This window comes from Mycobacterium hubeiense, assembly GCF_002838065.1.
Taxonomy (GTDB): domain Bacteria; phylum Actinomycetota; class Actinomycetes; order Mycobacteriales; family Mycobacteriaceae; genus Mycobacterium; species Mycobacterium hubeiense.
The window spans coordinates 20646-40686 of the sequence record NZ_PIZU01000037.1 but is presented as its reverse complement, the minus strand read 5'-3'; the positions used below and the strand labels follow the sequence as shown (position 1 = coordinate 40686).

Below are 20041 nucleotides of genomic sequence, written 5' to 3'. Positions count from 1 at the left end.
TCATCCGGCCATATCTGCGCGCCGCGAAACCGTGTTATGCGCCGCGTTCATAGAGCGCGCGGACGGTGTCGATGCTGTCGGCATCGGCGGGGCTCTTGTCGTCGCGGTAGCGGATTACCCGCGCGAAACGTAGCGCCATCCCACCGGGATAGCGCGACGACGTCTGCACGCCGTCGAACGCGATTTCGACGACCTGCTCGGGGCGCAGCTTGACCACGTAGCCATCGGTGGGACCGTCGGCTAACTCCAAGAACCTGCTGGTCTGCCACTCCAGCATCGCGTCGGTCATGCCCTTGAACGTCTTGCCCAGCATGATGAATTCGCCTGTCGCGGGGTCCCGGGCACCGAGATGAATGTTGGACAGTTTGCCGGTGCGACGGCCGCTGCCCCACTCGACCGCGAGTACCACGAGGTCGAGGGTGTGCACCGGCTTGACCTTCAACCAGGCTGCGCCGCGGCGGCCTGCCTCGTACGGTGCGGAGGGCGACTTCGCCATCACACCCTCATGGCCGGCGGCCAGCGTGGCCTCCAGGAAGCGTTGTGCGGCTTCGGGATCCGCGGTGACGAGCCGGTCTACGCGATGCGCCTGCGGCACCGAGTTGTCGAGTGCGGCCAGCCGCTCGACGGTCGGCAGGTCCAGCAGATCGGTGCCGTCGAGGTGCAGCAGGTCGAAGAAGAACACCGACAGCGGTTGGGCGGCACCGGGTGATTTGCTGCCGAAGCGTGATGCGGTGACCTGGAAGCGATGCGGCCGTCCGTCGGGTCGCAGCGCAATCGCCTCCGCGTCGGCGATCAGGCTGGTGACCGGGAGAGCGAGTGCGGCGTCCACGATTTCCGGCAGCCGCGCGGTGACGTCGTCGAGGCTGCGGGTGTAGATCGACACGTCATCGCCGCTGCGGTGGATCTGCACGCGCGCGCCGTCCAGCTTGGCTTCGAAAATTCCTGTCCCGCCGAGACGTTCGAGCGCATCGGCGACGCCGGTGGCGGTCTGGGCGAGCATCGGACCCACCGGGCGCCCGACCGTCAACGTGAACTGCTGCAGCGCCGCCTCGCCGCCGGTGAGAGCGGCGGCTGCGACCGCCGGTAGGTCGCCGGCCAGCATCGCCGCGCGTCGGACGTCGGCGGCGGGCACACCGCCGGCCTTGGCGACCGCGTCGGCCATCACCCCGATCAGCGCGCCCTGACGTAGCTCCCCGGTGATCAGGCGTCGCAGGAAGGTCTGCTCGAGGTCGGTGGCGACGGCGAACAATCCGGCGACCAGCTCGGCGCGATGCGCCTGGGATCCCTTGCCGGTGACCGCGCCGATCTCGGAGAGCGCGGCGTCGACCTGCCGCACGGTGAGCGACGGGTCGTCGGCCGGCGCCGGTAACGAGCGCAGCGACGCCCAGCCGACGCCGATCTGGCGCTGCGGCAGTTCGCCGGACAGCCACGACACCACGACGGCCACCAGATGCGGGTCCCCCTCGGCGCCGGCGCGGGTCAGCAGGTCGGCGATGCGGGCGATCTTGGCCAGCCGCGCCGACGTTGCGCCGACCTCGGCGGACATGGCGGCAACGTCGACAAGCAGCACGGGGTCAGCCTCGCACGGGCCTCTGACATCTGGGTCAGGTGACGGTGAACGAGACGGTGTGCCAGCCGGTGGCGCCGTCGGGAATCGGGTCGGCGCGTTCGGGGGTCTGCACCGCGCCGGTGTTGTCGGTCGCCCGCACGGTGATGGTGTGCGGGCCAGGTGCCGCGGCGCGCCACGGGAAGCTCCACAGCCGCCAGGTGTCGTTGGAATAGCTCGCACCGAGTTCGGCGGGCCGCCAGTCGCCTTGCCCTCCAGGACCATCGACGCGGATCTCGACCGCGCGCACGCCGCGGTTCTGCGCCCATGCCACACCACCGAACACGACGGCGCCGCGGGCCACCCGCTGGCCGCTGCGCGGGACGTCGATGCGCGACTGCGTCTTGATGGGCGCGCGCGGCGCCCAGCCCAGCCGCGTCCAGTAGGCCTGGGCCCGGTCGAATCGGGTGAGCTCGAGGTCGACGACCCACTTGGTCGCCGACACGTAGCCGTACAGGCCGGGAACCACCAGCCGCGCCGGGTAACCGTGTTCGGTCGGCAGCGGCTCCCCGTTCATCCCGATGGCCAGCAAGGAATCCCGATCGTCGGTCAGCGCCTCGACGGGCGTGCCGACGGTGAACCCGTCGATCGATGTGGACAACACCATGTCGGCGTCGCGGTGAACACCGGCGTCGGCCAACACGTCCCGCACCCGGTAGCCGGTCCAGGTGGCGTTCGAAATCAGCTCGCCGCCAATGGGATTGGATACGCACGTCAGCGTGATCATCTTCTCGACGACCTCGAACTGCTGCAGATCCTCGAAGCGATACGTGATCTCGCGGTCGGTCATGCCGTGGATCGTGAGCTGCCAGTCGGCGCGGCTCAGCTGCGGCACGGACAGCGCCGTGTCGATCCGGTAGAAGTCGGCGTTGGGTGTGACGAAGGGCGGCAGCGCAACGCCTTTCGGTTGCACCGTCGGCGGGACCGGCGCGGCGTCGACGTCGGGACTCGGCAACGCGAAGGCGGAACGGTCGCCGGCCACCGACGACAGCAGGCGCGTCAGCACCACACCGGCCACCCCGGACAGCGCACCAGCGCCGATGAACCCCAGCGTCACCAACGACAGGCGCCGGCCGCGGTCGGTTTCCGGTGCGTCGGTGAAGCGGCCCGATACGAGCAGACGCAACACCGCGACGCCGCACACGGTTCCCACCAGCGTCGGCACGATGTCCAACGCCGACGCGCCGGCGCGTGACAAGACGGCTGCGGAGCCGGCTATGCCCGCCGCGACGATGGCGATGCTGCCCACCGGCCGCCGACGCGTCTCCCACATCGCGGTGAGCGCGGCGATCACCGCGATCACCACGACCACGAGAATCGATAGCACCAGTTTGTCGGCCATTCCGAAGGTCTGGATGGCCCATTCCTTCACCGGGCCGGGGGTGAGGTCGATGACCGTCGACCCGACCGCCGTGCGAGCATCGGCCTGTGGGCCGAACGGCACGGCGAGCAGTCCGGTGACTCCGAGCGCTACTGCCGCGGCCGCGACGCCGGCCCACGCCCGGGTGCTACGCGCCGTCATGTCGCCAAGCTACTCGTCCACCGGACCTGAAAGCCTTACCGAAATGCCGATCAGATAGGTTGCTTGACGGTCCCACCACAGTCTTGAAAGGGAGCTAGATGGAGATCGAGGGGAAGAAGGCCGTCATTGTCGGCGGTGCATCCGGATTCGGGCGGGCAACCGCTGAGGCGCTGGCCAAACGCGGCGCCGGCGTCGCCATCCTGGACCGGCCGCAGTCGAAGGGCAAGGAAGTGGCCGACGAGATCGGCGGCTCGTTCTATCCGGTCGACGTGACCGACTTCGCGGGCACCGAAGAGGTGCTGGCGCAGGCCGTGGACGGCTTGGGCGGCCTGCACATCGCGGTGACCACTGCGGGCGGCGGGTCGGCGATGCGCACCCTCACCAAGGAGGGGCCGCACGATCTGGACATCTTCCGCCAGGTGCAGGACCTCAACACCGTCGGTACGTTCAACGTCAGCCGGCTGGCGGCGTTCCACATGAGCAAGAACGAGCCCGAGGATGAAGAGCGCGGCGTCATCATCAACACGTCGTCGATCGCCGCCTTCGAAGGCCAGATCGGTCAGATCGCCTACACCGCCTCCAAGGCCGCGATCGCCGGCATGTGCCTGACCATGGCGCGTGATCTGGGCAGCCTGGGCATCCGGGTGCTGGCGATCGCGCCGAGCCTGTTCGCCACCGGTCTGACCGAAGGCATCCCCGACGAGTTCGCGAACATCCTCACCAAGGATGCGGCATTCCCGAAGCGGCTGGGCCGCCCGGAGGAGTACGCCAAGCTGGCGGTCGCGATCGTGGAGAACCCGATGCTCAACGGCCAGTGCATCCGATTGGACGCCGGCCAGCGATTCGCCCCCAAGTAGAGGTGATTTCGGCGCGCTGGGTCGCGCTGGGTCGCGCTCAGCGCGACCGCGCGCGCCGAAATCGCTCACGCGGGACGGGGTACCGCCGCCAGCGCGCCCTGACCGATCCACTTGGGCACGGCGCGTCGCACGTCGGCGGGCCCGGATATCGCGACGCTGCCGTCGAGCAGCGCGTGCGACCAGCTCACGTCGCCACGCCAGATGCGGGTCAGCGTGCGCAGGCTGGTCTTCACCGTGGCCGCCACTTCGTGGCCCGGGTCGAAATCGCAGATATCCGCCTCGCCGTCGGCCACCACGAGCCACCATCGCGACGCCTTGGGCGCCACGCCGTCGAGGTGGAACGCCAGCGTGGTGCGGGTTCGGGGCCACGCCTCGATGGGGATGGAGCGGCGGATGTCCCACATCAACAAGTGCGGGTCGAGGTCCTCATCGCCGAGTTCGCCGATCCAACGCACGCCCCATTTGCCCAGGGCGTCGACCACCTCGGCCAGTTCCTGCCCGCACGGCGTCAGCGAATACGTTGTGCGGCCGTCGATTTCGGTGCGTTCGATGACGCCGGCCCGGGCCAGCGACTTCAGCCGCTTGGACAGCAGCGCCGGCGACATCTTCGGCACGCCACGGCGCAGATCGTTGAAATGCCGACTGCCCAGCAGCAATTCCCGCACGACGAGCAGCGTCCAGCGCTCGTCGAGCAGTTCCATCGCCTTGGCCACCGGACAGAATTGGCCATATCCGGACATGCGCGCACCTCCGCATCGTCCTAGTACAGATCCAGAACCAGTGTAGGTACAGATTTGCTACTAGAGGCGCCTGTTCGCCGGCGAGACGATTGCCTCACCTGCGAAGAAGGAGCCGTCGATGAACGCTGTCGTACAAGACCGCGAACTGGAGGCCAAGCATCGCGCGCTGTGGGCGCTGGGTGACTACCGCACCATCGCCGCCGAAATCGTCGCGCCGCTGGGGCCGGAGTTGGTCGCCGCCGCCGGTATCAAACCCGGCGATCGAGTGCTCGACGTGGCCGCCGGCACCGGCAACGCCGCGATTCCCGCCGCGGCCGCCGGCGCCAGCGTCGTCGCCAGCGACCTGTGCCCCGAACTGCTCGAGCAGGGCCGCCGCCTGGCCGACGAGCGCGGCGTCACGCTGGACTGGAACGAGGCCAACGCCGAGGCGCTGCCGTTCGGCGACGGCGAGTTCGACGCGGTGCTGTCCTGTATCGGGGTGATGTTCGCCCCGCATCACCAGCAGTCCGCCGACGAACTGGTGCGGGTGTGCCGACCGGGCGGCACCATCGGCCTGATCAGTTGGACGCCAGAGGGTTTCATCGGGCAGCTGTTCGCCACGATGAAGCCCTATATGCCTGCGCCGCCGCCCGGCGTGTCCCCGCCGCCGTTGTGGGGCAGCGAGGATCACGTGCGGGCACTGCTGGGGGAGCGGGTCACCGACATCACCACCGAGCGTCGCACGCTGACCGTGAGCCGCTTCAGCGACGGCCCGGCGTTCCGTGACTACTTCAAGGCCAACTACGGTCCCACCATCACGGCGTATCGCGCCATCGGCGAGGACCCGCAGCGGGTCGCCGCACTGGACGCCGCCCTCGCCGCGCTCGCCGACGATGCACTACACGGCGGGTCGACGATGGAGTGGGAATACCTGTTGTTGGTGGCGCGCAAGCGCTGAAGATCGGCTGGCAATATGTCTGCATGCCCGACGATGTGCTGCCCACGCTGAGCGATAAGGATCAGGAAGCGCTGCAGCGCTGGGTGCAACAGCAGGGCCTCGGGTCGACGGTCAGCGATGTCGAACCACTGACCGGCGGCTCACAGAACATCGTCGTGCGGTTGCGCGTCGACGGCCGCCCGATGGTGCTGCGGCGCCCGCCCGCACATCCGCGCCCGACCAGCGACAAGACCATGCTGCGCGAGATCGCGGTGTTGCGCACACTCGCCGGAACCCCGGTGCCGCATCCGGGTTTCATCGCCGGCTGCGAGGATCTCGACGTGCTCGGTGTGGTCTTCTACCTGATGGAAGAGGTCGACGGTTTCAATCCCGGCAACGAGATGGCCGAGCCGTATGTGCGCGATGCCGGCATGCGCCATCAAGTGGGGCTGTCGTATGCCGCCAGCCTCGCAAAGCTCGGCAACGTGGTCTGGGAGGGCAGCCCGCTCGCCGCGCTCAAACGGCCGGGATCGTTTCTGGCGCGCCAGGTTCCGCAATTTCTGCGGCTGCTCGAAAGCTATCGGCACGACAACTATGCCCCCGAGTCGTTTCCCGCTGTCACCGAGTTGGCGCAGTGGCTGGAGGCCAACCGGCCGCCCGATCGCGAGCCCGGCGTCATGCACGGCGACGCGCACCTCAACAACGTGCTATTGCGCCGGGACACACCGGAATTGGCCGCCTTTATCGACTGGGAGATGTGCACCGTCGGTGACCCGCTGCTGGACCTGGGCTGGATGCTGATCTGCTGGCCGCTCGATCCCAACCCGATCAATGCCGGCTCACAATTGGCGGCGCTGGGCGGCCTGGCCAGCCGGCGGGAGCTGCTCGACGCCTATCTGGAGGCCGGCGGACGCGAAACCTCAAGCCTGGACTGGTATCTGGCGATGGCCTGTTTCAAGCTCGGCATCGTCATCGAGGGCACTTGGTCGCGCTACCTGGCCGGGCAGGCCAGCGCCGAAGCCGGGGAGCGGCTGCATGCGTCGGCGGAGAACTTGATCGAGCTGGGCACGCGGGTTGCCAAGGGCGACAACCCGTTCGAGTGATGCCGTCCGGGTGTGTCAGCACGCGTTGCTGTCAGACGACGGCTTGACACGCAGATGCGCGGTGAGAAGCAGGTTGTCGGCGCGGGCCCGCACACCGCTGGAGAGGTCGAGCCGACAGGTGAAGTCTTCGACAATTTGCTCGGCCAGCCGGCGCAGCTTGGTGTTGGTCTCTTGTGAGCGCCAGACCAGGATGTCGAACGCCTGCTCGCAGGAGATGCTGTAGACCACCATCAAGATGCCCTTGGCCTGCTCGATGATCGCGCGGTGCGCGGTGAAATCGGCAATGGCCACGTGGACGGCCGCGTCGTCGGCGGAGTCGAGGTCGACGACTCGTTCGCACCCTTGGAGCCCTGTGCCGCGGTTGCTCACAGTAGATATGACGATGTCACCAGCAGTCGTGCCATGACAGCCTGCCAGCGAAAATGTGCAACCCCGGACTATCCAGAAAGCGAAATCAAAACGTTTGCATCCTCGGCGGGGCAGGGTCTAGCATCGCGGACGTGCCAAGGCGACTCGTAGTAGCAACCCGCAGCGGGGTCTGATCTCGACCGACCCCTCGCTGTGGGTCGTTGCTACTTCGTCGGTCACTTCCTCTATCACGAGAAGACCGGCACATGTTCTCCACTTCGGCAACACAATCGACCAGACCGTCCGCGGCTCGCTGTCGGCCCCCGTTTGCAGCGCCGCTGCCGCGCGGTCTGCGCCAGGAGGCCGACGCGATGTCCTGGGAATCGTTCCTCGACCAGTACGCGCCGACGTCGGGCCCCTTACGGCTGGGCCAATGGGAGTGCATCGACGGGCGACGCGGCACCCGGCTGGGTCCGCAGGCCCGCACTTATCGGGCCACTCTGGCCATCGGCGATCGCATCAGCACCTCGACCGCGGCGGCCACTGGACCGATCGCGGCCCTGACCGAGATGCTCTACGAGCGCGGCATCGCCGTCGAAACGACGTCGTTTCACCAGATCTGCGCCGGCGAGCACACCGCGACGTTCATCCGCGGTTCGGACGGCATCCGCGCCGAATGGGCGATGGGACTCGCGGATGACCCGACGGAATCGGCACTACGCGCCGTGATTGCCTGCGCGAACCGCCTGCTGACGGCCTGACCCGCGAAATGGAATTCCCGGTCGTCAATCTCGCGATTTGACGACCGGGAATTCCATTTCGGCGCAGCCTCCGCGACGCTAACGCAGCGGCCGCAGCACGATCGGCATGCCGTCCATCGGCACCGGCATACCGCCGTAATCCCACTTCGCCTTGTAGCCGGGGCGGGGCAGTTCGAGCCGGTACTTGCGCAGTAGCCGGTGCATGATCGTCTTCACCTCGAGCTGGCCGAAGACCATGCCGATGCACTTGTGCGCGCCGCCGCCGAACGGCGTGAACGCGTAGCGGTGGCGCTTGTGCTCGTTGCGCGGTTCGGCGAACCGGTCCGGGTCGAACTTCTCGGGGTCGGTCCAGATCTCGGGCAGCCGGTGATTCATGCCGGGGTAGGCGATGACGTTGGTGCCCTTGGGCAGGTAGTGGCCAACCAGTTCGGTGTCGCGCACGGTCCGCCGCATCGCCCACTGCACCGGAGTGACCAGCCGGATCGACTCGTTCATCACCAGATCGAGCGTCTCGAGCTTCTCCAGCGCCTCGATGTCCAGCGGGCCGTCGCCGAGCCGGTCGGACTCGTCGCGGCAGCGGTCCTGCCACTGTTGGTTCTCGGCCAGGTAGTACGACATCGTCGTCGCCGTCGAGGTCGACGTGTCGTGCGCGGCCATCATCAGGAAGATCATGTGGTTGACGATGTCCTCGTCGGAGAACGAGTTGCCATCCTCGTCCTCGGTCTGGCACAGCACGGTCAGCAGATCCGAGCCGTCCTTGCCGCGACGCTCCTTGACGCGCTGTTCGAAGTAGTTCTCCAGGTACTCGCGCGCCTTGAGGCCGCGCCACCAGGTAAACGGCGGCACGCCGGTGCGGATGATGGCGTTGCCGGCGCGGGTCGTGATGGTGAACGCCTTGTTCACCTTGGTGACCAGCTCTTGGTCGGTGCCGGGTTCGTGACCCATGAACACCATCGACGCGATGTCGAGCGTCAGCTCCTTCATCGCCGGGTAGAGCAGGAAGCGCGCGTCGTTGGGCACCCAGTCGTTGGCGATCACCTGGGAGACGACCTTGTCGACCTGCTCGGTGTAGCCGACGAGCCGGCTGCGGGTGAACGCCTCCTGCATGATCCGGCGGTGGTACATGTGCTCGTCGAAGTCCAGCAGCATCAGCCCGCGGTGGAAGAACGGCCCGATGACGGGAATCCAGCCTTCCTGCGAGTACTCCTTGTTGCGGTTGGAGTAGATGGCCTGCGCCGCGTCGGGGCCGAGCGCCGCGACGGCGGGCAGCCACGGCGAGTCGCCGTACACAAGCGGGCCCTGCGTTTTGTACAGGTGCAGGAAGTAGTCCGGCCCGCCGCGCATCATTTCGATCATGTGGCCGAGAATCGGCAGCCCGGCATCACCCATGACCGGCTTGAGCCCGCTGCCGGCCGGCGGATCAGCGAGCTTCTTCGGCGGAAACGTGGTTTGCAGTAAGCGCTTCTCGACCAGTCCCAGCCCGGGGAAGTTGGTGATCGACGGGGTGAACCGTCGCTTGGCCTGATCGAGCAGGTAGTCCTTGGTGCTGATGGTCGGCATCGACGCTCCCTGAAGCCCAATAAATGACTGTGAGTGACTGTGGCTGTTGTCACTCCTATCTTCATCCTGGATGGCAGACTTGACGCATGTCAAGTTTTGTTCTGGTGTGGCGTGATGCGAAGGTCTAGTGCCATGACCGCAGAGTCCGCTGTTCCCGACGCTCGCCGCAGTCGAGGCGACCGGCAACGCGACGCCATCGTGACCGCGGTGCGAGAGTTACTGCACGAGCGCTCGTTTGCCGATCTGTCCGTGAGCACCATCAGCGAGCGGGCCGGTGTCGCGCGGTCGGGCTTCTACTTCTACTTCGATTCGAAGTACGCCGTACTGGCGGTGATCCTGGCGGACGCCAGTGATCTGCTCGACAGCCTGACCCACCACTTCGCCCCGCGTGAGCCGGGGGAGAAGCCCGCGGACTTCGCGAGGCGCATGGTCGGCAGCGCCGCCGCGGTGTACGCCAACGACGATCCGGTGTTGAGCGCCTGCGCCGCCGCACGCAACACGGACGCGCAGATCCGGGAGATGATGGACGACTTCTACGACGCCATCATCGACAAGCTGGTGGCGCTGCTGGAGCAGGATCCCGACGCGCAGCCGATCTCCGACGATCTGCCGGCTCTGGTGCGCACACTGGCGGCCACGACGACGATGACGCTCACCCACGACAGCGCGTTCGTCGGCCGCGGCACCGATCCCAAACGTGCCGTCGACGCCCTGGAGCGGCTGTGGGTGGCCGCGATCTGGGGCGCATCGCATCTGCGAAACGCTTAGCAGCGGTACGGTAAGTTACCGGCATGGCGCAGAGGGGCGGGTTCGCCGGTAAACGTTGTTTCATCACCGGGGCCGCCAGCGGCATCGGGCGTGCGACCGCGCTGAAACTGGCCGCCGAGGGCGCCGAGTTGTATCTGACCGACCGCGACGCCGACGGATTGGCGGCGACGGTCGACGACGCCCGCGCATTGGGGGCGACAGTCGCCGAGCATCGGGCCCTGGACATCTCGGACTTCGACGCGGTCGCCGACTTCGCCGCCGACATCCACACCGCGCATCCGGCGATGGACGTGGTGATGAACATCGCCGGCGTATCGGCCTGGGGCACAGTCGATCAGCTCACCCATCAGCATTGGCGCTCGATGATCGACATCAACCTGATGGGCCCGATCCACGTCATCGAGGAGTTCCTGCCGCCGATGGTGGCCGCGGGCCGCGGTGGGCATCTGGTCAATGTGTCCTCGGCGGCCGGGCTGGTGGCGCTGCCGTGGCACAGTGCTTACAGCGCAAGCAAATACGGGTTGCGCGGACTCTCCGAAGTGCTGCGGTTCGACCTGGCCCGCCATCGCATCGGTGTGTCGGTCGTGGTGCCCGGCGCGGTGAAAACCGGTCTGGTGCAAACGGTTCAGATCGCGGGCGTGGACCGTGAGGACCCCAGGGTGCAGAAGTGGGTGGATCGCTTTGCCGGACATGCCGTCTCACCGGAGAAGGCCGCCGACAAGATCCTCGCCGGCGTGCGCAAGAACCGCTTCCTGATCTACACGTCGGCCGACATCCGCGCGCTGTACGCCTTCAAGCGTGTCGCGTGGTGGCCCTACAGTGTGGCGATGCGTCAGGTCAACGTGCTGTTCACCCGGGCGTTGCGTCCATCGCGCTAGCGTTTGCCCCACTCCCACGGCGGGGTGGTGAGCAGGCCGAGTCCGACGACCTTCGTCTCGCCGAAGTCCTTGTACAGTCCGACCTCCACGGCGTCGCCATCGCCTTCGACTGCTTCGGCGAGGGGTGCGGTGTCGAGGAACTCCAGCATGGCCCGCGAGTGGGTGACCACCACGACCTGGGTCTGCGCTGCGGCTGTGCGGATCAACGTCGCCAGCGGCCGCACCAGGTCAGGATGCAGCGACGTCTCCGGCTCGTTCAACACCATCAGCGACGGCGGTTGCGGGCTGAGCAATGCGGCAGCCCAGAGCAGGAATCGCAATGTGCCGTCCGACAATTCGGCAGAGCGCAGCGGCCGCAGCATGCCGCGCTGTTGGAGTTGCACGTCGAAGAGGCCGTCGTGGACGGCCACCGACACCGTGGCCCCGTCGAAGGCGTCGGCCACCGAGCGTTGCAGGTCGTCGAAGCCGGCCTCGATGATCGTCTGGATCGCGGCGGCCAGGTCGCTGCCGTCGTCGGACAACACCGGCGTGCGGGTGCCGACCTGGGGCCGCCGCGCGGGCGCATCGGCGTCGACGCGGAAGCCGTCGTAGAACCGCCAGCCGCGCAGCCGGTCCCGAACGGCGGCGAGTTCGGGATGTGCTCCCGGATGGGCATATTCGGCGAGGACGCTGCGATATGCGGGCAGCGAGCGGGTGAGCTCGTCGAAACCCCGACCGGATTCGGAACTGGCCTCGGCGAACTCGCGCGTGCGGCGCACCAGCGTCGAACCGGCCCGCTGTACGGGTCCGACGAACACCGCTTCCTGTTTGATCTCCGGGTCCAGCCCGAACAGCGAGTTGTGCCCGGCCATCTGCGGTAGGCCGAGATCGACCAGATAACCGAAATCGTCTGAGGCGAAGCCGAGTTCGAGCGAAACCGGTCGGCCGCGGACGGTGCCCTCGACCTTGCCGGTGCGACGGGCACCGCTGGGTTGCTCGGGACCGGCCCACAACACCGACTGCACGCCACCTTCGCGGGCCAGCGAGCCGATCACCTCACCGCGTCCGCAGTCCGCCAGCAGGCGCAGTGCGCGGTACACCGACGACTTGCCGGTGCCGTTGGCACCCGTGATGACGGTGAGCCGACGCAACGGCAGGATCACCTCGCGCAATGAGCGGTATCCACGGATGGCGACGGTCTGCAGCATCGTCAGTAGCCGCCCGGTGGTGGTGCGAGCTCGAGCCGGACACCCAAAAGCCGGACAGGCCGGTCGAATTCGAACAGCTCGAACACCCGCAGTGCCGCAGCGGTGATGACGGCCTGGTCGGTGCTGGGCTCGTCGAGTTTGCGGATCTTGGTGCGGGTGTAGAAGGTGTTGGTCCGCAGGGTGACGGCCACGCGGGTCACGATGCGGTCCTGTGCCACCACCTCGGCGAGCGCCCGCTGCGCCAATTCCGTTACGGCGGTCGTCATCTCGCCGCGATCGGTCAGGTCGCGGGGAAAGGTGACGACGTGGCTGCGGGATCGCGGCACCCACGGTTCGGCGCTGACGTTAGTATCACCGCCGCCCTTGGCCAGCAACAGGATCCACAGTCCCGTCGTCGGCCCGAACGCCGACGTGAGGGTGGTGGCGTCGGTGGCGGCGAGATCGGCGACGGTGGTGATACCCATTCCGGCAAGCTTTTTGGCGGTCTTGGGGCCGACACCCCACAGCGCGTCGACCGGACGGTCGCCCATCACGGCCATCCAGTTCTCATCGGTGAGCATGAAGACGCCGGCCGGCTTGCCGAATCCGGTAGCGACCTTGGCGCGCTGTTTGTTGTCGCTGATGCCCACCGAACACGACAGACCGGTTTCGGCCGCGATAACGGTGCGGATTCGCTCGGCCAGCTCGACCGGATCGTCAACCTCCGCACCGAGATACGCCTCGTCCCAGCCCCACACCTCCACGGGGTGACCGAAATCGCGAAGCAGGCTCATCACTTCTTCGGAGGCCTCGTCGTAGGCGGCGGTGTCCAGCGGCAGAAACGTCGCATCCGGGCACTTGCGCGCCGCGGTGCGCAGCGCCATGCCCGCGTGCACACCGAACTCCCGCGCCGGGTAGGACGCGCACGTGACGACCTTGCGGGGCTCGGTCGGATCCCCATTACCGCCGACAATGATTGGCAGGCCAGCGAGTTCGGGATGGCGGCGCACTTCGACCGCCGCCTGGAACTGGTCGAGATCGACGTGCAGGACCCAGCGACTCATTGCCCGCACAGCTTGCGGGCCACGCTCTCCCACGCGTCGCCCAGCGCATCGAGGGTCAGCCCACGATCACTCAGTTGATGTTCGATGTAGTCGGCGTCCAACAGCGCGAGCAGGGCATCGGCCTGCGCGTCGAGATCGCCGGTGGTGCCCGCCGCCTCGAGCAGCATGCGCACATGGGCGTGGTGCAGCGTGGCCGGCGGGCTGAACCGCAGCTGCGGGTCCCGGTTCGCGTCGGACAGCAGTGCGTGGTGGGTGTGGACGAATGCCAGTCGGTCCCGCCCGTAGGCCAGGAGCCGTCGCAGCGGGGGAGCGCCGGGCCCGAGTGGTGGCGGGCCGAACATGAACGCCTGCTGATGGGCGCGCTCGTCCTCATCGAGCAGCACCATCATCAGGCCCGACCGGCTGCCGAATCGGCGAAACAGCGTGCCCTTGCCGACGCCGGCGGCCGCGGCAATATCGTCGGTGCTGACCGCCTCGGCGCCCCGCTCGGCGATGAGCCGCCGCGCGGCGTCCAGCAGCAGCGTGCGATTGCGGGCGGCGTCGCCTCGCTCATGTGGTGCGGCATCGGACACCGGCAGCCCGGTCAGCCGGTCGATGGCGCTCACCTCTGCACTTTAACTCAGCCGGAATAAATCGGACCATGGTCCGGTTAGCTCGTGCGAAGATCCACACCACGCGATCGAAAGGGAAACTCGGAGATGCCGGAAAGCTCGGAAACTGAAGTTCTGGTCTTGGTGGGCAGCCTGCGCGCGGGCTCGGTGAATCGGCAGATCGCCGAACTTGCCATCCAGGAAGCCCCCGAAGGCGTGCGGCTGCGGCTGTTCGACCGGCTCGGTGAGCGGCCGTTCTACAACGAGGACAGCGACAACGATCAGGTGGCCGAGCCGGGGCGGGCGCTGCGGCAGGTGGCCGGCGAAGCCGACGCCGCGCTCGTCGTCACTCCCGAATACAACGGCAGCATCCCCGGTGTGCTCAAGAACGCCATCGACTGGCTGTCGCGGCCCTTCGGCAACAGCGCGCTCAAGGACAAGCCGCTGGCCGTGATCGGCGCGGCGCTGGGCCGGTACGGCGGCGTGTGGGCGCATGACGAGACCCGCAAGTCGTTCGGCATCGCCGGGCCGCGGGTGATCGAGGACGTCAAGCTCTCGGTGCCGGTGGCGACCCTCGACGGCAAGCACCCGCGCGAGAACGCCGAACTGGTCGCCAATCTGCGCGATGTGATCGGCAAGCTGGCCGCCGAAGTGGGCAATCCCGTCGCGGTCTAAGTCCACACGCGCTCGCGCCAGCGCCATGCGTTGTCGTGGAGGAATTCGGTCAGTGGGCGAGGCGGTCTGCCGAGTAGGCGTTCGACGTCGTCGGTGATCTGCTGATTCTGACCCAGTTTGGTCAGCGTGTAGACCGCCGACATGAAACCGATGGTGTCCCAACCGACTCCGCGGCGACGCAGGCGCCGGGCGAACGCAATCAGGCTCGGGTTGGTGTACTCGATCGGATAGCCGAGCTCGGCCGTCAGCGCCGCGGCGACATCGGTCATCGTCAGCGCCTCGGGGCCGGTGAGGTGATACGTGGCGTTGCGGTGCGCCTCGGGATCGGTGAGCGCGAGGGCGGCGACGGCGGCGGCGTCGCGGGCGTCGATGAACGTGGTGCGGCCGTTGCCGGCCGGAATGAACAGCTCACCGCGCTCGGCGATGTTCTCACCGTGTGTGGAGATCTTGCGATGCAGGTTTTGCATGAAGAAGCTGCATCGCAACACCGTCCAGCTCATCGTGCTGGAGCGCAGCGCGCGCTCCACCTTGTAATGAGGTATGAACCACGCGCGGTCGGCGCCGAACACCGACACGTAGACGACGTGACGGCAACCGGCGTCCTGGGCGGCCTCGACGAACGGGATGATCGCCTGCCGGGCGGCCCGGTTTCCCGGCAGCGGAAACAACAGGAACAGCGCGTCGACGCCCGCCAAGGCGGGCTGCCACGTCGAGCGGTCGAAGAAGTCCAGCCTCGCCACGTCCGCCGTGCCGGTGCTCGGCAGCTGGTCGGGATGGCGACTCGCGATGCGCCACGCGGGGCCGTCCGCCCGGCGGTCGAGCAGGTCGACGAGTTCATGACCGACATTGCCCGTCGGCCCGGTGATCAGCAGCATGAGGCAGTAGTAGCACGGTTTGCTGCTCGCCGTGACGGGTCGGGGATGTCGGTGCCCGGTGGTAGACCTGAAGCCATCACGGCGACACGGCTGCGGCTGTGTCGCGCGACACGCCGTTCACAAATCCATCACTAGGCTTACGACCAGGGAATTTCAAAAATGTTATTCAGAACATCTGGTATCCCTTCGCAATGTCGGCCACTAGGTGTAGTGTTTTGAACACCGACAGACCCCCGGCGGTACACGTACCTTCCAGGGTCGGCCGGAGCCCAGAATCCGGCGGAGTCGGCTTCAAAGACCCACCGGGTGAGCGGTCCCGGACGGCCGGAATTTCGAGGGCCTTCGGGTCGCTGAACCACAGCGATGAGCAGTACCTGACCCGTTGCCAGTCCATGTCTAGTTCGCAGAGGAGCAGCACGACGTGACCGTCACCGTCTACACCAAGCCCGCATGCGTGCAGTGCAACGCCACCTACAAGGCGCTGGACAAGCAGGGCATCGCCTACGAGAAGGTCGACATCAGCCTGGACAGCGAGGCCCGCGACTACGTCATGGCGCTTGGCTACCTGCAGGCCCCGGTCGTGGTGGCCGGTAACGAGCACTGGTCGGGTTTCCGTCCCGATCGCATCAAGGCGCTGGCGGGCGCCGGCGCGCTCACCGCATAACCAGAAGCAGTAATTGGAGGCCGTCGTGAATCCGGGCCCGAGTGATCACACCCTGGTGTACTTCTCCAGCGTTTCGGAGAACACGCACCGCTTCGTGCAGAAGCTGGGGTTGCCCGCGATCCGGATTCCGCTGCACGGCCGCATCGAGGTCGACCTGCCGTACGTGTTGGTGCTGCCCACGTACGGCGGTGGACGGGCCACCCCGGACATCAACGACGGTGGCTATGTCCCCAAACAGGTCATCGCGTTCTTGAACAACGAGCACAACCGGTCGCTGCTGCGCGGCGTCATCGCCGCGGGCAACAACAACTTCGGCGCCGAATTCGCGTATGCGGGTGAAGTGGTATCCCGCAAGTGCGGCGTTCCGTATCTCTATCGCTTCGAACTGATGGGAACCCCGGACGACGTCGAAGCCGTCCGCGCGGGTCTAGCCAACTTCTGGAAGGACCAGACGTGCCACCAACCGTCACAGCTTCAGAGTCTGTAACCGCTGCGCCCGCCACGCATTCTGCGCCGGGGGCCGGCGAGGCGGATTACCACGCGCTCAACGCGATGCTGAATCTGTATGACGCCGACGGCAAGATTCAGTTCGACAAGGACCGCGAGGCGGCGCACGCCTACTTCCGGCAGCACGTCAACCAGAACACGGTGTTCTTCCACGACGTCGACGAGAAGCTGGATTACCTGATCCAGGAGAACTATTACGAGCGTGAGGTTCTCGACCAGTACTCACGCAACTTCGTCAAGAGTCTGATCGACCGCGCCTACGCCAAGAAGTTCCGCTTCCCGACGTTCTTGGGCGCGTTCAAGTACTACACCAGCTACACGCTGAAAACCTTTGACGGCAAACGGTATCTGGAGCGGTTCGAGGACCGGGTCGTGATGGTGGCGCTGACGCTGGCCGCCGGCGACACGGGTTTGGCCGAGAAACTCGTCGACGAGATCATGGACGGCCGGTTCCAGCCGGCCACTCCGACGTTCCTCAACTCGGGCAAAAAGCAACGCGGAGAGCCAGTGAGTTGCTTCCCGGCAGGGACGCCAGTCGACACACCAGATGGGCCAAAGGCGATCGAGACTTTGCAGGCGGGCGACCGGGTGCTCTCGCACGACGGATCCTTCTCCGTGGTTGAGTCCGTCGTCGAGAATCCCAATGATCAAGCCCTGGTGTCAATCTCGCACTTCGGCCACAAAGAGCCGATCCTGTGCACACCCGAGCATCCGATCCTGGTGTGGACTAGTCGCGAGGTCGATACGCTCATCGACAGCGATGGTGCGGACCCGTTCAACGGATTCGTTTGGCTCGCGGCGAAGGACATTCATCCTTCGGACTTCATCGTGACGGCGGCGCCGCTGGAGGGACGCGAGCGACGTGTCTACGACTTGATGGAGTACGTCGGCGCGGGCGAGTACGAAGAGGTCGATGGCCTCATCCGCAAAGTGAATGCCGACAAGAAGCACCGCAGCAAGCAGCGTCACCGCATCAAGTTCGTCGCGGTGAATCGCTATGTCGAGGAGTCGTACGACCTCGGTCTCATCCTGGGGTGGTACATCGCCGAAGGGCATGTGTCCAAGCGCTCGACAGACACGACCACGCCCAACGGCATCCACTTCACGCTCGGCTCACACGAACTCGAGTACCAACACGAATTGGCGGCGGCATTCAAGCGAGTTTTCGCGGCCGATCTCTCGGTCAACCAAAGCTTCTCGGACCAATCGGTGCGCATGATCTGCAACAGCAAGGTCGTTGCGTCGCTGTTCCTTTCCATGGTGGGCACGGGTTACCACAACAAGCGGCTATCTCACGACGTCTTGACGGCCGATGAGGAATTCCAGCGTGGTTTGTTGCACGGCCTGTTCCGCGGGGACGGCTGCAGCACAACCGGCGGGATGGTGCTCGACTTGGTCAACCCCGAACTCGTCGATCAGGTGCAGCTCCTTCTGCGCAGGCAGGGCATCGTCTCCAGGGTGCGTCAGTACGTCAACCAAGCACGGAACGTGACGGGGCAGGTGTTCGTCCCCGGGTTGCCCGGCGCCAACGAGGATTTCATCTTCGACGTCGGTAAGAACCTGCACAACTACGTCGGTGCGAAAGGAACGTCGCGCACCACATACCAAGTCGTGCACGGACGGCATGTGTACGGAATCCGCGGGCTAAAGCGTACGCAGGACGTCCCGGAGAAGGTGTACAACCTTCACGTCGAGGGCACGCACACCTACACGATTCGCGGCACGGTCGTCCACAATTGCTTCCTCCTTCGCATCGAGGACAACATGGAGTCGATCGGCCGCTCCATCAATTCGGCTCTGCAACTGTCCAAGCGCGGCGGCGGAGTTGCATTGCTGCTCAGTAACATTCGTGAGCACGGCGCGCCGATCAAGAACATCGAGAACCAGAGCTCGGGCGTCATCCCGATCATGAAGCTGCTCGAGGATTCGTTCTCCTATGCCAACCAGCTCGGCGCGCGCCAAGGCGCAGGCGCGGTGTACCTGCACGCCCATCACCCAGACATCTATCGGTTCCTCGACACCAAGCGCGAGAACGCCGACGAGAAGATCCGCATCAAGACGCTGAGCCTGGGCGTGGTCATTCCGGACATCACATTCGAGCTGGCGAAGAAGAACGAGGACATGTACCTGTTCTCGCCGTACGACGTCGAGCGCGTTTACGGGCTGCCGTTCGCCGACATCTCGGTGACCGAGAAGTACTACGAGATGCTGGACAACCCGCGGATCCGCAAGACAAAGATCAAGGCGCGCGAGTTCTTCCAGACGCTGGCCGAGCTGCAGTTCGAGTCGGGCTACCCGTACATCATGTTCGAAGACACGGTGAACCGGGCCAACCCGATTGACGGCAAGATCACCCACAGCAACCTGTGCTCGGAGATCCTGCAGGTCTCGACGCCGTCGGTGTTCAACGAGGATCTGAGCTACGCCCAAGTGGGCAAGGACATTTCGTGCAACCTGGGCTCACTGAACATCGCCAAGGCGATGGATTCACCGGACTTCGCGCAGACCATCGAGGTGGCGATTCGCGCGTTGACGGCCGTGTCCGACCAGACGCACATCTACTCCGTGCCGTCGATCGAGCAGGGCAACAACGATTCGCACGCAATCGGTTTGGGCCAGATGAACCTGCACGGGTACCTGGCTCGTGAGCGCATCTTCTACGGCTCCGAAGAGGGCATCGACTTCACCAACATCTACTTCTACACGGTGTGCTATCACGCGATTCGGGCGTCGAACAAGATCGCGATCGAGCGCGGGACGCACTTCAAGGGTTTCGAGAAGTCGAAGTATGCGAGCGGTGAGTTCTTCGACAAGTACACCGAGCAGGTGTGGGAGCCCAAGACCGACAAGGTGAAGCAGCTGTTCGCCAACGCCGGCATTCACATTCCGACGCAAGAGGATTGGCGACGGCTCAAGGAGTCGGTGCAGAAGCACGGCATCTACAACCAGAACCTGCAGGCGGTGCCGCCGACCGGGTCGATCTCCTACATCAACCACTCGACCAGCTCGATCCACCCGATCGTGAGCAAGATCGAGATCCGCAAGGAAGGCAAGATCGGGCGGGTGTACTACCCGGCGCCGTACATGACCAACGACAACCTCGAGTACTACGAGGATGCCTACGAGATCGGCTACGAGAAGATCATCGATACCTACGCCGCGGCCACCCAGCACGTGGATCAGGGGTTGAGCCTGACGCTGTTCTTCAAGGACACCGCCACCACCCGCGACGTCAACAAGGCGCAGATCTACGCCTGGCGCAAGGGGATCAAGACGCTGTATTACATCCGGCTGCGGCAGATGGCGCTGGAGGGCACCGAGGTGGAGGGCTGCGTCAGCTGCATGCTGTAGCGGGCGGGCGTCGGGCCTTCGTCGATGAGAGTTTCCTTATTAAGTGCATTGGGGCCAGCGCGCTTCTAGGCTTGACTCATGGTTGATAAG

19 protein-coding genes are annotated in these 20041 nt (G+C 66.0%); 10 read left to right on the top strand and 9 right to left on the bottom strand.

Annotated elements, in window-relative coordinates:
- Positions 1-34: 34 nt before the first annotated feature.
- Both CWS39_RS22660 and CWS39_RS22655 read right to left on the bottom strand, forming a co-directional pair.
- Entirely contained in the window at positions 35-1570 is a 1536-nt protein-coding gene (locus CWS39_RS22660; RefSeq protein WP_102145149.1) for an ATP-dependent DNA ligase, read from the bottom strand.
- Positions 1571-1604: 34 nt separating this feature from the next.
- Positions 1605-3128, bottom strand: a complete 1524-nt coding sequence (locus CWS39_RS22655; RefSeq protein ID WP_102145148.1) for a molybdopterin-dependent oxidoreductase — start codon at positions 3126-3128, stop codon at positions 1605-1607.
- Between the two features lie 98 nt (positions 3129-3226).
- On the opposite strand from CWS39_RS22655, the gene CWS39_RS22650 reads away from it, so the two are divergent.
- On the top strand, positions 3227-3985 hold the full coding sequence (locus tag CWS39_RS22650; protein WP_102145147.1) for an SDR family NAD(P)-dependent oxidoreductase: 759 nt from the start codon (positions 3227-3229) through the stop codon (positions 3983-3985).
- Between the two features lie 65 nt (positions 3986-4050).
- Here CWS39_RS22650 and CWS39_RS22645 read toward each other — a convergent pair whose 3' ends face one another.
- Entirely contained in the window at positions 4051-4725 is a 675-nt protein-coding gene (locus CWS39_RS22645; protein WP_102145146.1) for a winged helix-turn-helix transcriptional regulator, read from the bottom strand.
- Positions 4726-4843: 118 nt separating this feature from the next.
- Between CWS39_RS22645 and CWS39_RS22640 the strand changes: the two genes are divergently transcribed.
- Both CWS39_RS22640 and CWS39_RS22635 read left to right on the top strand, forming a co-directional pair.
- The gene (locus tag CWS39_RS22640) at positions 4844-5662 is read left to right on the top strand and encodes a methyltransferase domain-containing protein (RefSeq protein WP_102145145.1); all 819 of its coding nucleotides are present in this window, start codon (positions 4844-4846) and stop codon (positions 5660-5662) included.
- 23 nt (positions 5663-5685) lie between these two features.
- Complete coding sequence (locus CWS39_RS22635; RefSeq protein WP_102145144.1) at positions 5686-6744, top strand: phosphotransferase family protein; 1059 nt, start codon at positions 5686-5688, stop codon at positions 6742-6744.
- A gap of 15 nt (positions 6745-6759) precedes the next feature.
- Here the strand turns inward: CWS39_RS22635 and CWS39_RS29765 are convergent, their stop codons facing one another.
- The gene (locus CWS39_RS29765; RefSeq protein ID WP_233213636.1) at positions 6760-7113 is read right to left on the bottom strand and encodes an ANTAR domain-containing protein; all 354 of its coding nucleotides are present in this window, start codon (positions 7111-7113) and stop codon (positions 6760-6762) included.
- Between the two features lie 245 nt (positions 7114-7358).
- On the opposite strand from CWS39_RS29765, the gene CWS39_RS22625 reads away from it, so the two are divergent.
- Positions 7359-7853: a 2-isopropylmalate synthase gene (locus tag CWS39_RS22625; RefSeq protein ID WP_102145143.1), complete on the top strand. Its 495-nt coding sequence runs from the start codon at positions 7359-7361 to the stop codon at positions 7851-7853.
- Between the two features lie 78 nt (positions 7854-7931).
- Here CWS39_RS22625 and CWS39_RS22620 read toward each other — a convergent pair whose 3' ends face one another.
- The gene (locus tag CWS39_RS22620) at positions 7932-9413 is read right to left on the bottom strand and encodes a cytochrome P450 (protein ID WP_102145142.1); all 1482 of its coding nucleotides are present in this window, start codon (positions 9411-9413) and stop codon (positions 7932-7934) included.
- A 132-nt stretch (positions 9414-9545) separates the two neighbouring features.
- On the opposite strand from CWS39_RS22620, the gene CWS39_RS22615 reads away from it, so the two are divergent.
- Both CWS39_RS22615 and CWS39_RS22610 read left to right on the top strand, forming a co-directional pair.
- Positions 9546-10181, top strand: a complete 636-nt coding sequence (locus tag CWS39_RS22615) for a TetR/AcrR family transcriptional regulator (protein WP_102145141.1) — start codon at positions 9546-9548, stop codon at positions 10179-10181.
- A 23-nt stretch (positions 10182-10204) separates the two neighbouring features.
- Positions 10205-11059: an SDR family oxidoreductase gene (locus CWS39_RS22610; protein WP_102145140.1), complete on the top strand. Its 855-nt coding sequence runs from the start codon at positions 10205-10207 to the stop codon at positions 11057-11059.
- On the opposite strand, the gene CWS39_RS22605 is transcribed toward CWS39_RS22610, so the two are convergent.
- From CWS39_RS22605 to CWS39_RS22595, 3 genes are read right to left on the bottom strand one after another with little or no spacing between them, the layout of a single operon-like run.
- A complete protein-coding gene (locus tag CWS39_RS22605; RefSeq protein WP_102145139.1) occupies positions 11056-12246 on the bottom strand; it encodes an AAA family ATPase in 1191 nt (396 codons plus the stop codon). The genes CWS39_RS22610 and CWS39_RS22605 overlap by 4 nt on opposite strands.
- 2 nt (positions 12247-12248) lie before the next feature.
- Entirely contained in the window at positions 12249-13289 is a 1041-nt protein-coding gene (locus CWS39_RS22600; protein WP_102145138.1) for a DNA polymerase IV, read from the bottom strand.
- Entirely contained in the window at positions 13286-13894 is a 609-nt protein-coding gene (locus CWS39_RS22595; protein WP_102145137.1) for a TetR/AcrR family transcriptional regulator, read from the bottom strand. The genes CWS39_RS22600 and CWS39_RS22595 overlap by 4 nt, the downstream gene beginning before the upstream one ends.
- Positions 13895-13987: 93 nt before the next feature.
- Between CWS39_RS22595 and CWS39_RS22590 the strand changes: the two genes are divergently transcribed.
- Positions 13988-14554: an NAD(P)H-dependent oxidoreductase gene (locus tag CWS39_RS22590; RefSeq protein ID WP_102145136.1), complete on the top strand. Its 567-nt coding sequence runs from the start codon at positions 13988-13990 to the stop codon at positions 14552-14554.
- Here CWS39_RS22590 and CWS39_RS22585 read toward each other — a convergent pair.
- Positions 14551-15429 carry an NAD(P)H-binding protein gene (locus CWS39_RS22585; protein WP_102145135.1) on the bottom strand — a complete coding sequence of 293 codons (879 nt, stop codon included), beginning with the start codon at positions 15427-15429 and terminating at the stop codon, positions 14551-14553. The genes CWS39_RS22590 and CWS39_RS22585 overlap by 4 nt on opposite strands.
- 421 nt (positions 15430-15850) lie before the next feature.
- Between CWS39_RS22585 and CWS39_RS22580 the strand changes: the two genes are divergently transcribed.
- The 3 genes from CWS39_RS22580 to nrdE are packed head-to-tail and all read left to right on the top strand — an operon-like array spanning position 15851 to position 19951.
- The gene (locus CWS39_RS22580) at positions 15851-16093 is read left to right on the top strand and encodes a redoxin NrdH (protein WP_102145134.1); all 243 of its coding nucleotides are present in this window, start codon (positions 15851-15853) and stop codon (positions 16091-16093) included.
- 25 nt (positions 16094-16118) lie between these two features.
- Complete coding sequence (gene nrdI / locus CWS39_RS22575; RefSeq protein ID WP_199178262.1) at positions 16119-16580, top strand: class Ib ribonucleoside-diphosphate reductase assembly flavoprotein NrdI; 462 nt, start codon at positions 16119-16121, stop codon at positions 16578-16580.
- The gene (gene nrdE, locus CWS39_RS22570) at positions 16547-19951 is read left to right on the top strand and encodes a class 1b ribonucleoside-diphosphate reductase subunit alpha (protein WP_233213634.1); all 3405 of its coding nucleotides are present in this window, start codon (positions 16547-16549) and stop codon (positions 19949-19951) included. Before nrdI ends, nrdE begins: the two co-directional genes overlap by 34 nt.
- Positions 19952-20041 lie beyond the last annotated feature (90 nt).

Coding starts and splice junctions, on each gene's coding strand:
- CWS39_RS22655 (WP_102145148.1), bottom strand. CDS start 3,128: ATGACGGCGCGTAGCACCCGGGCGTGGGCCGGCGTCGCGGCCGCGGCA.
- CWS39_RS22650 (WP_102145147.1), top strand. CDS start 3,227: ATGGAGATCGAGGGGAAGAAGGCCGTCATTGTCGGCGGTGCATCCGGA.
- CWS39_RS22645 (WP_102145146.1), bottom strand. CDS start 4,725: ATGTCCGGATATGGCCAATTCTGTCCGGTGGCCAAGGCGATGGAACTG.
- CWS39_RS22640 (WP_102145145.1), top strand. CDS start 4,844: ATGAACGCTGTCGTACAAGACCGCGAACTGGAGGCCAAGCATCGCGCG.
- CWS39_RS22635 (WP_102145144.1), top strand. CDS start 5,686: ATGCCCGACGATGTGCTGCCCACGCTGAGCGATAAGGATCAGGAAGCG.
- CWS39_RS22625 (WP_102145143.1), top strand. CDS start 7,359: ATGTTCTCCACTTCGGCAACACAATCGACCAGACCGTCCGCGGCTCGC.
- CWS39_RS22620 (WP_102145142.1), bottom strand. CDS start 9,413: ATGCCGACCATCAGCACCAAGGACTACCTGCTCGATCAGGCCAAGCGA.
- CWS39_RS22615 (WP_102145141.1), top strand. CDS start 9,546: ATGACCGCAGAGTCCGCTGTTCCCGACGCTCGCCGCAGTCGAGGCGAC.
- CWS39_RS22610 (WP_102145140.1), top strand. CDS start 10,205: ATGGCGCAGAGGGGCGGGTTCGCCGGTAAACGTTGTTTCATCACCGGG.
- CWS39_RS22605 (WP_102145139.1), bottom strand. CDS start 12,246: ATGCTGCAGACCGTCGCCATCCGTGGATACCGCTCATTGCGCGAGGTG.
- CWS39_RS22600 (WP_102145138.1), bottom strand. CDS start 13,289: ATGAGTCGCTGGGTCCTGCACGTCGATCTCGACCAGTTCCAGGCGGCG.
- CWS39_RS22590 (WP_102145136.1), top strand. CDS start 13,988: ATGCCGGAAAGCTCGGAAACTGAAGTTCTGGTCTTGGTGGGCAGCCTG.
- CWS39_RS22585 (WP_102145135.1), bottom strand. CDS start 15,429: ATGCTGCTGATCACCGGGCCGACGGGCAATGTCGGTCATGAACTCGTC.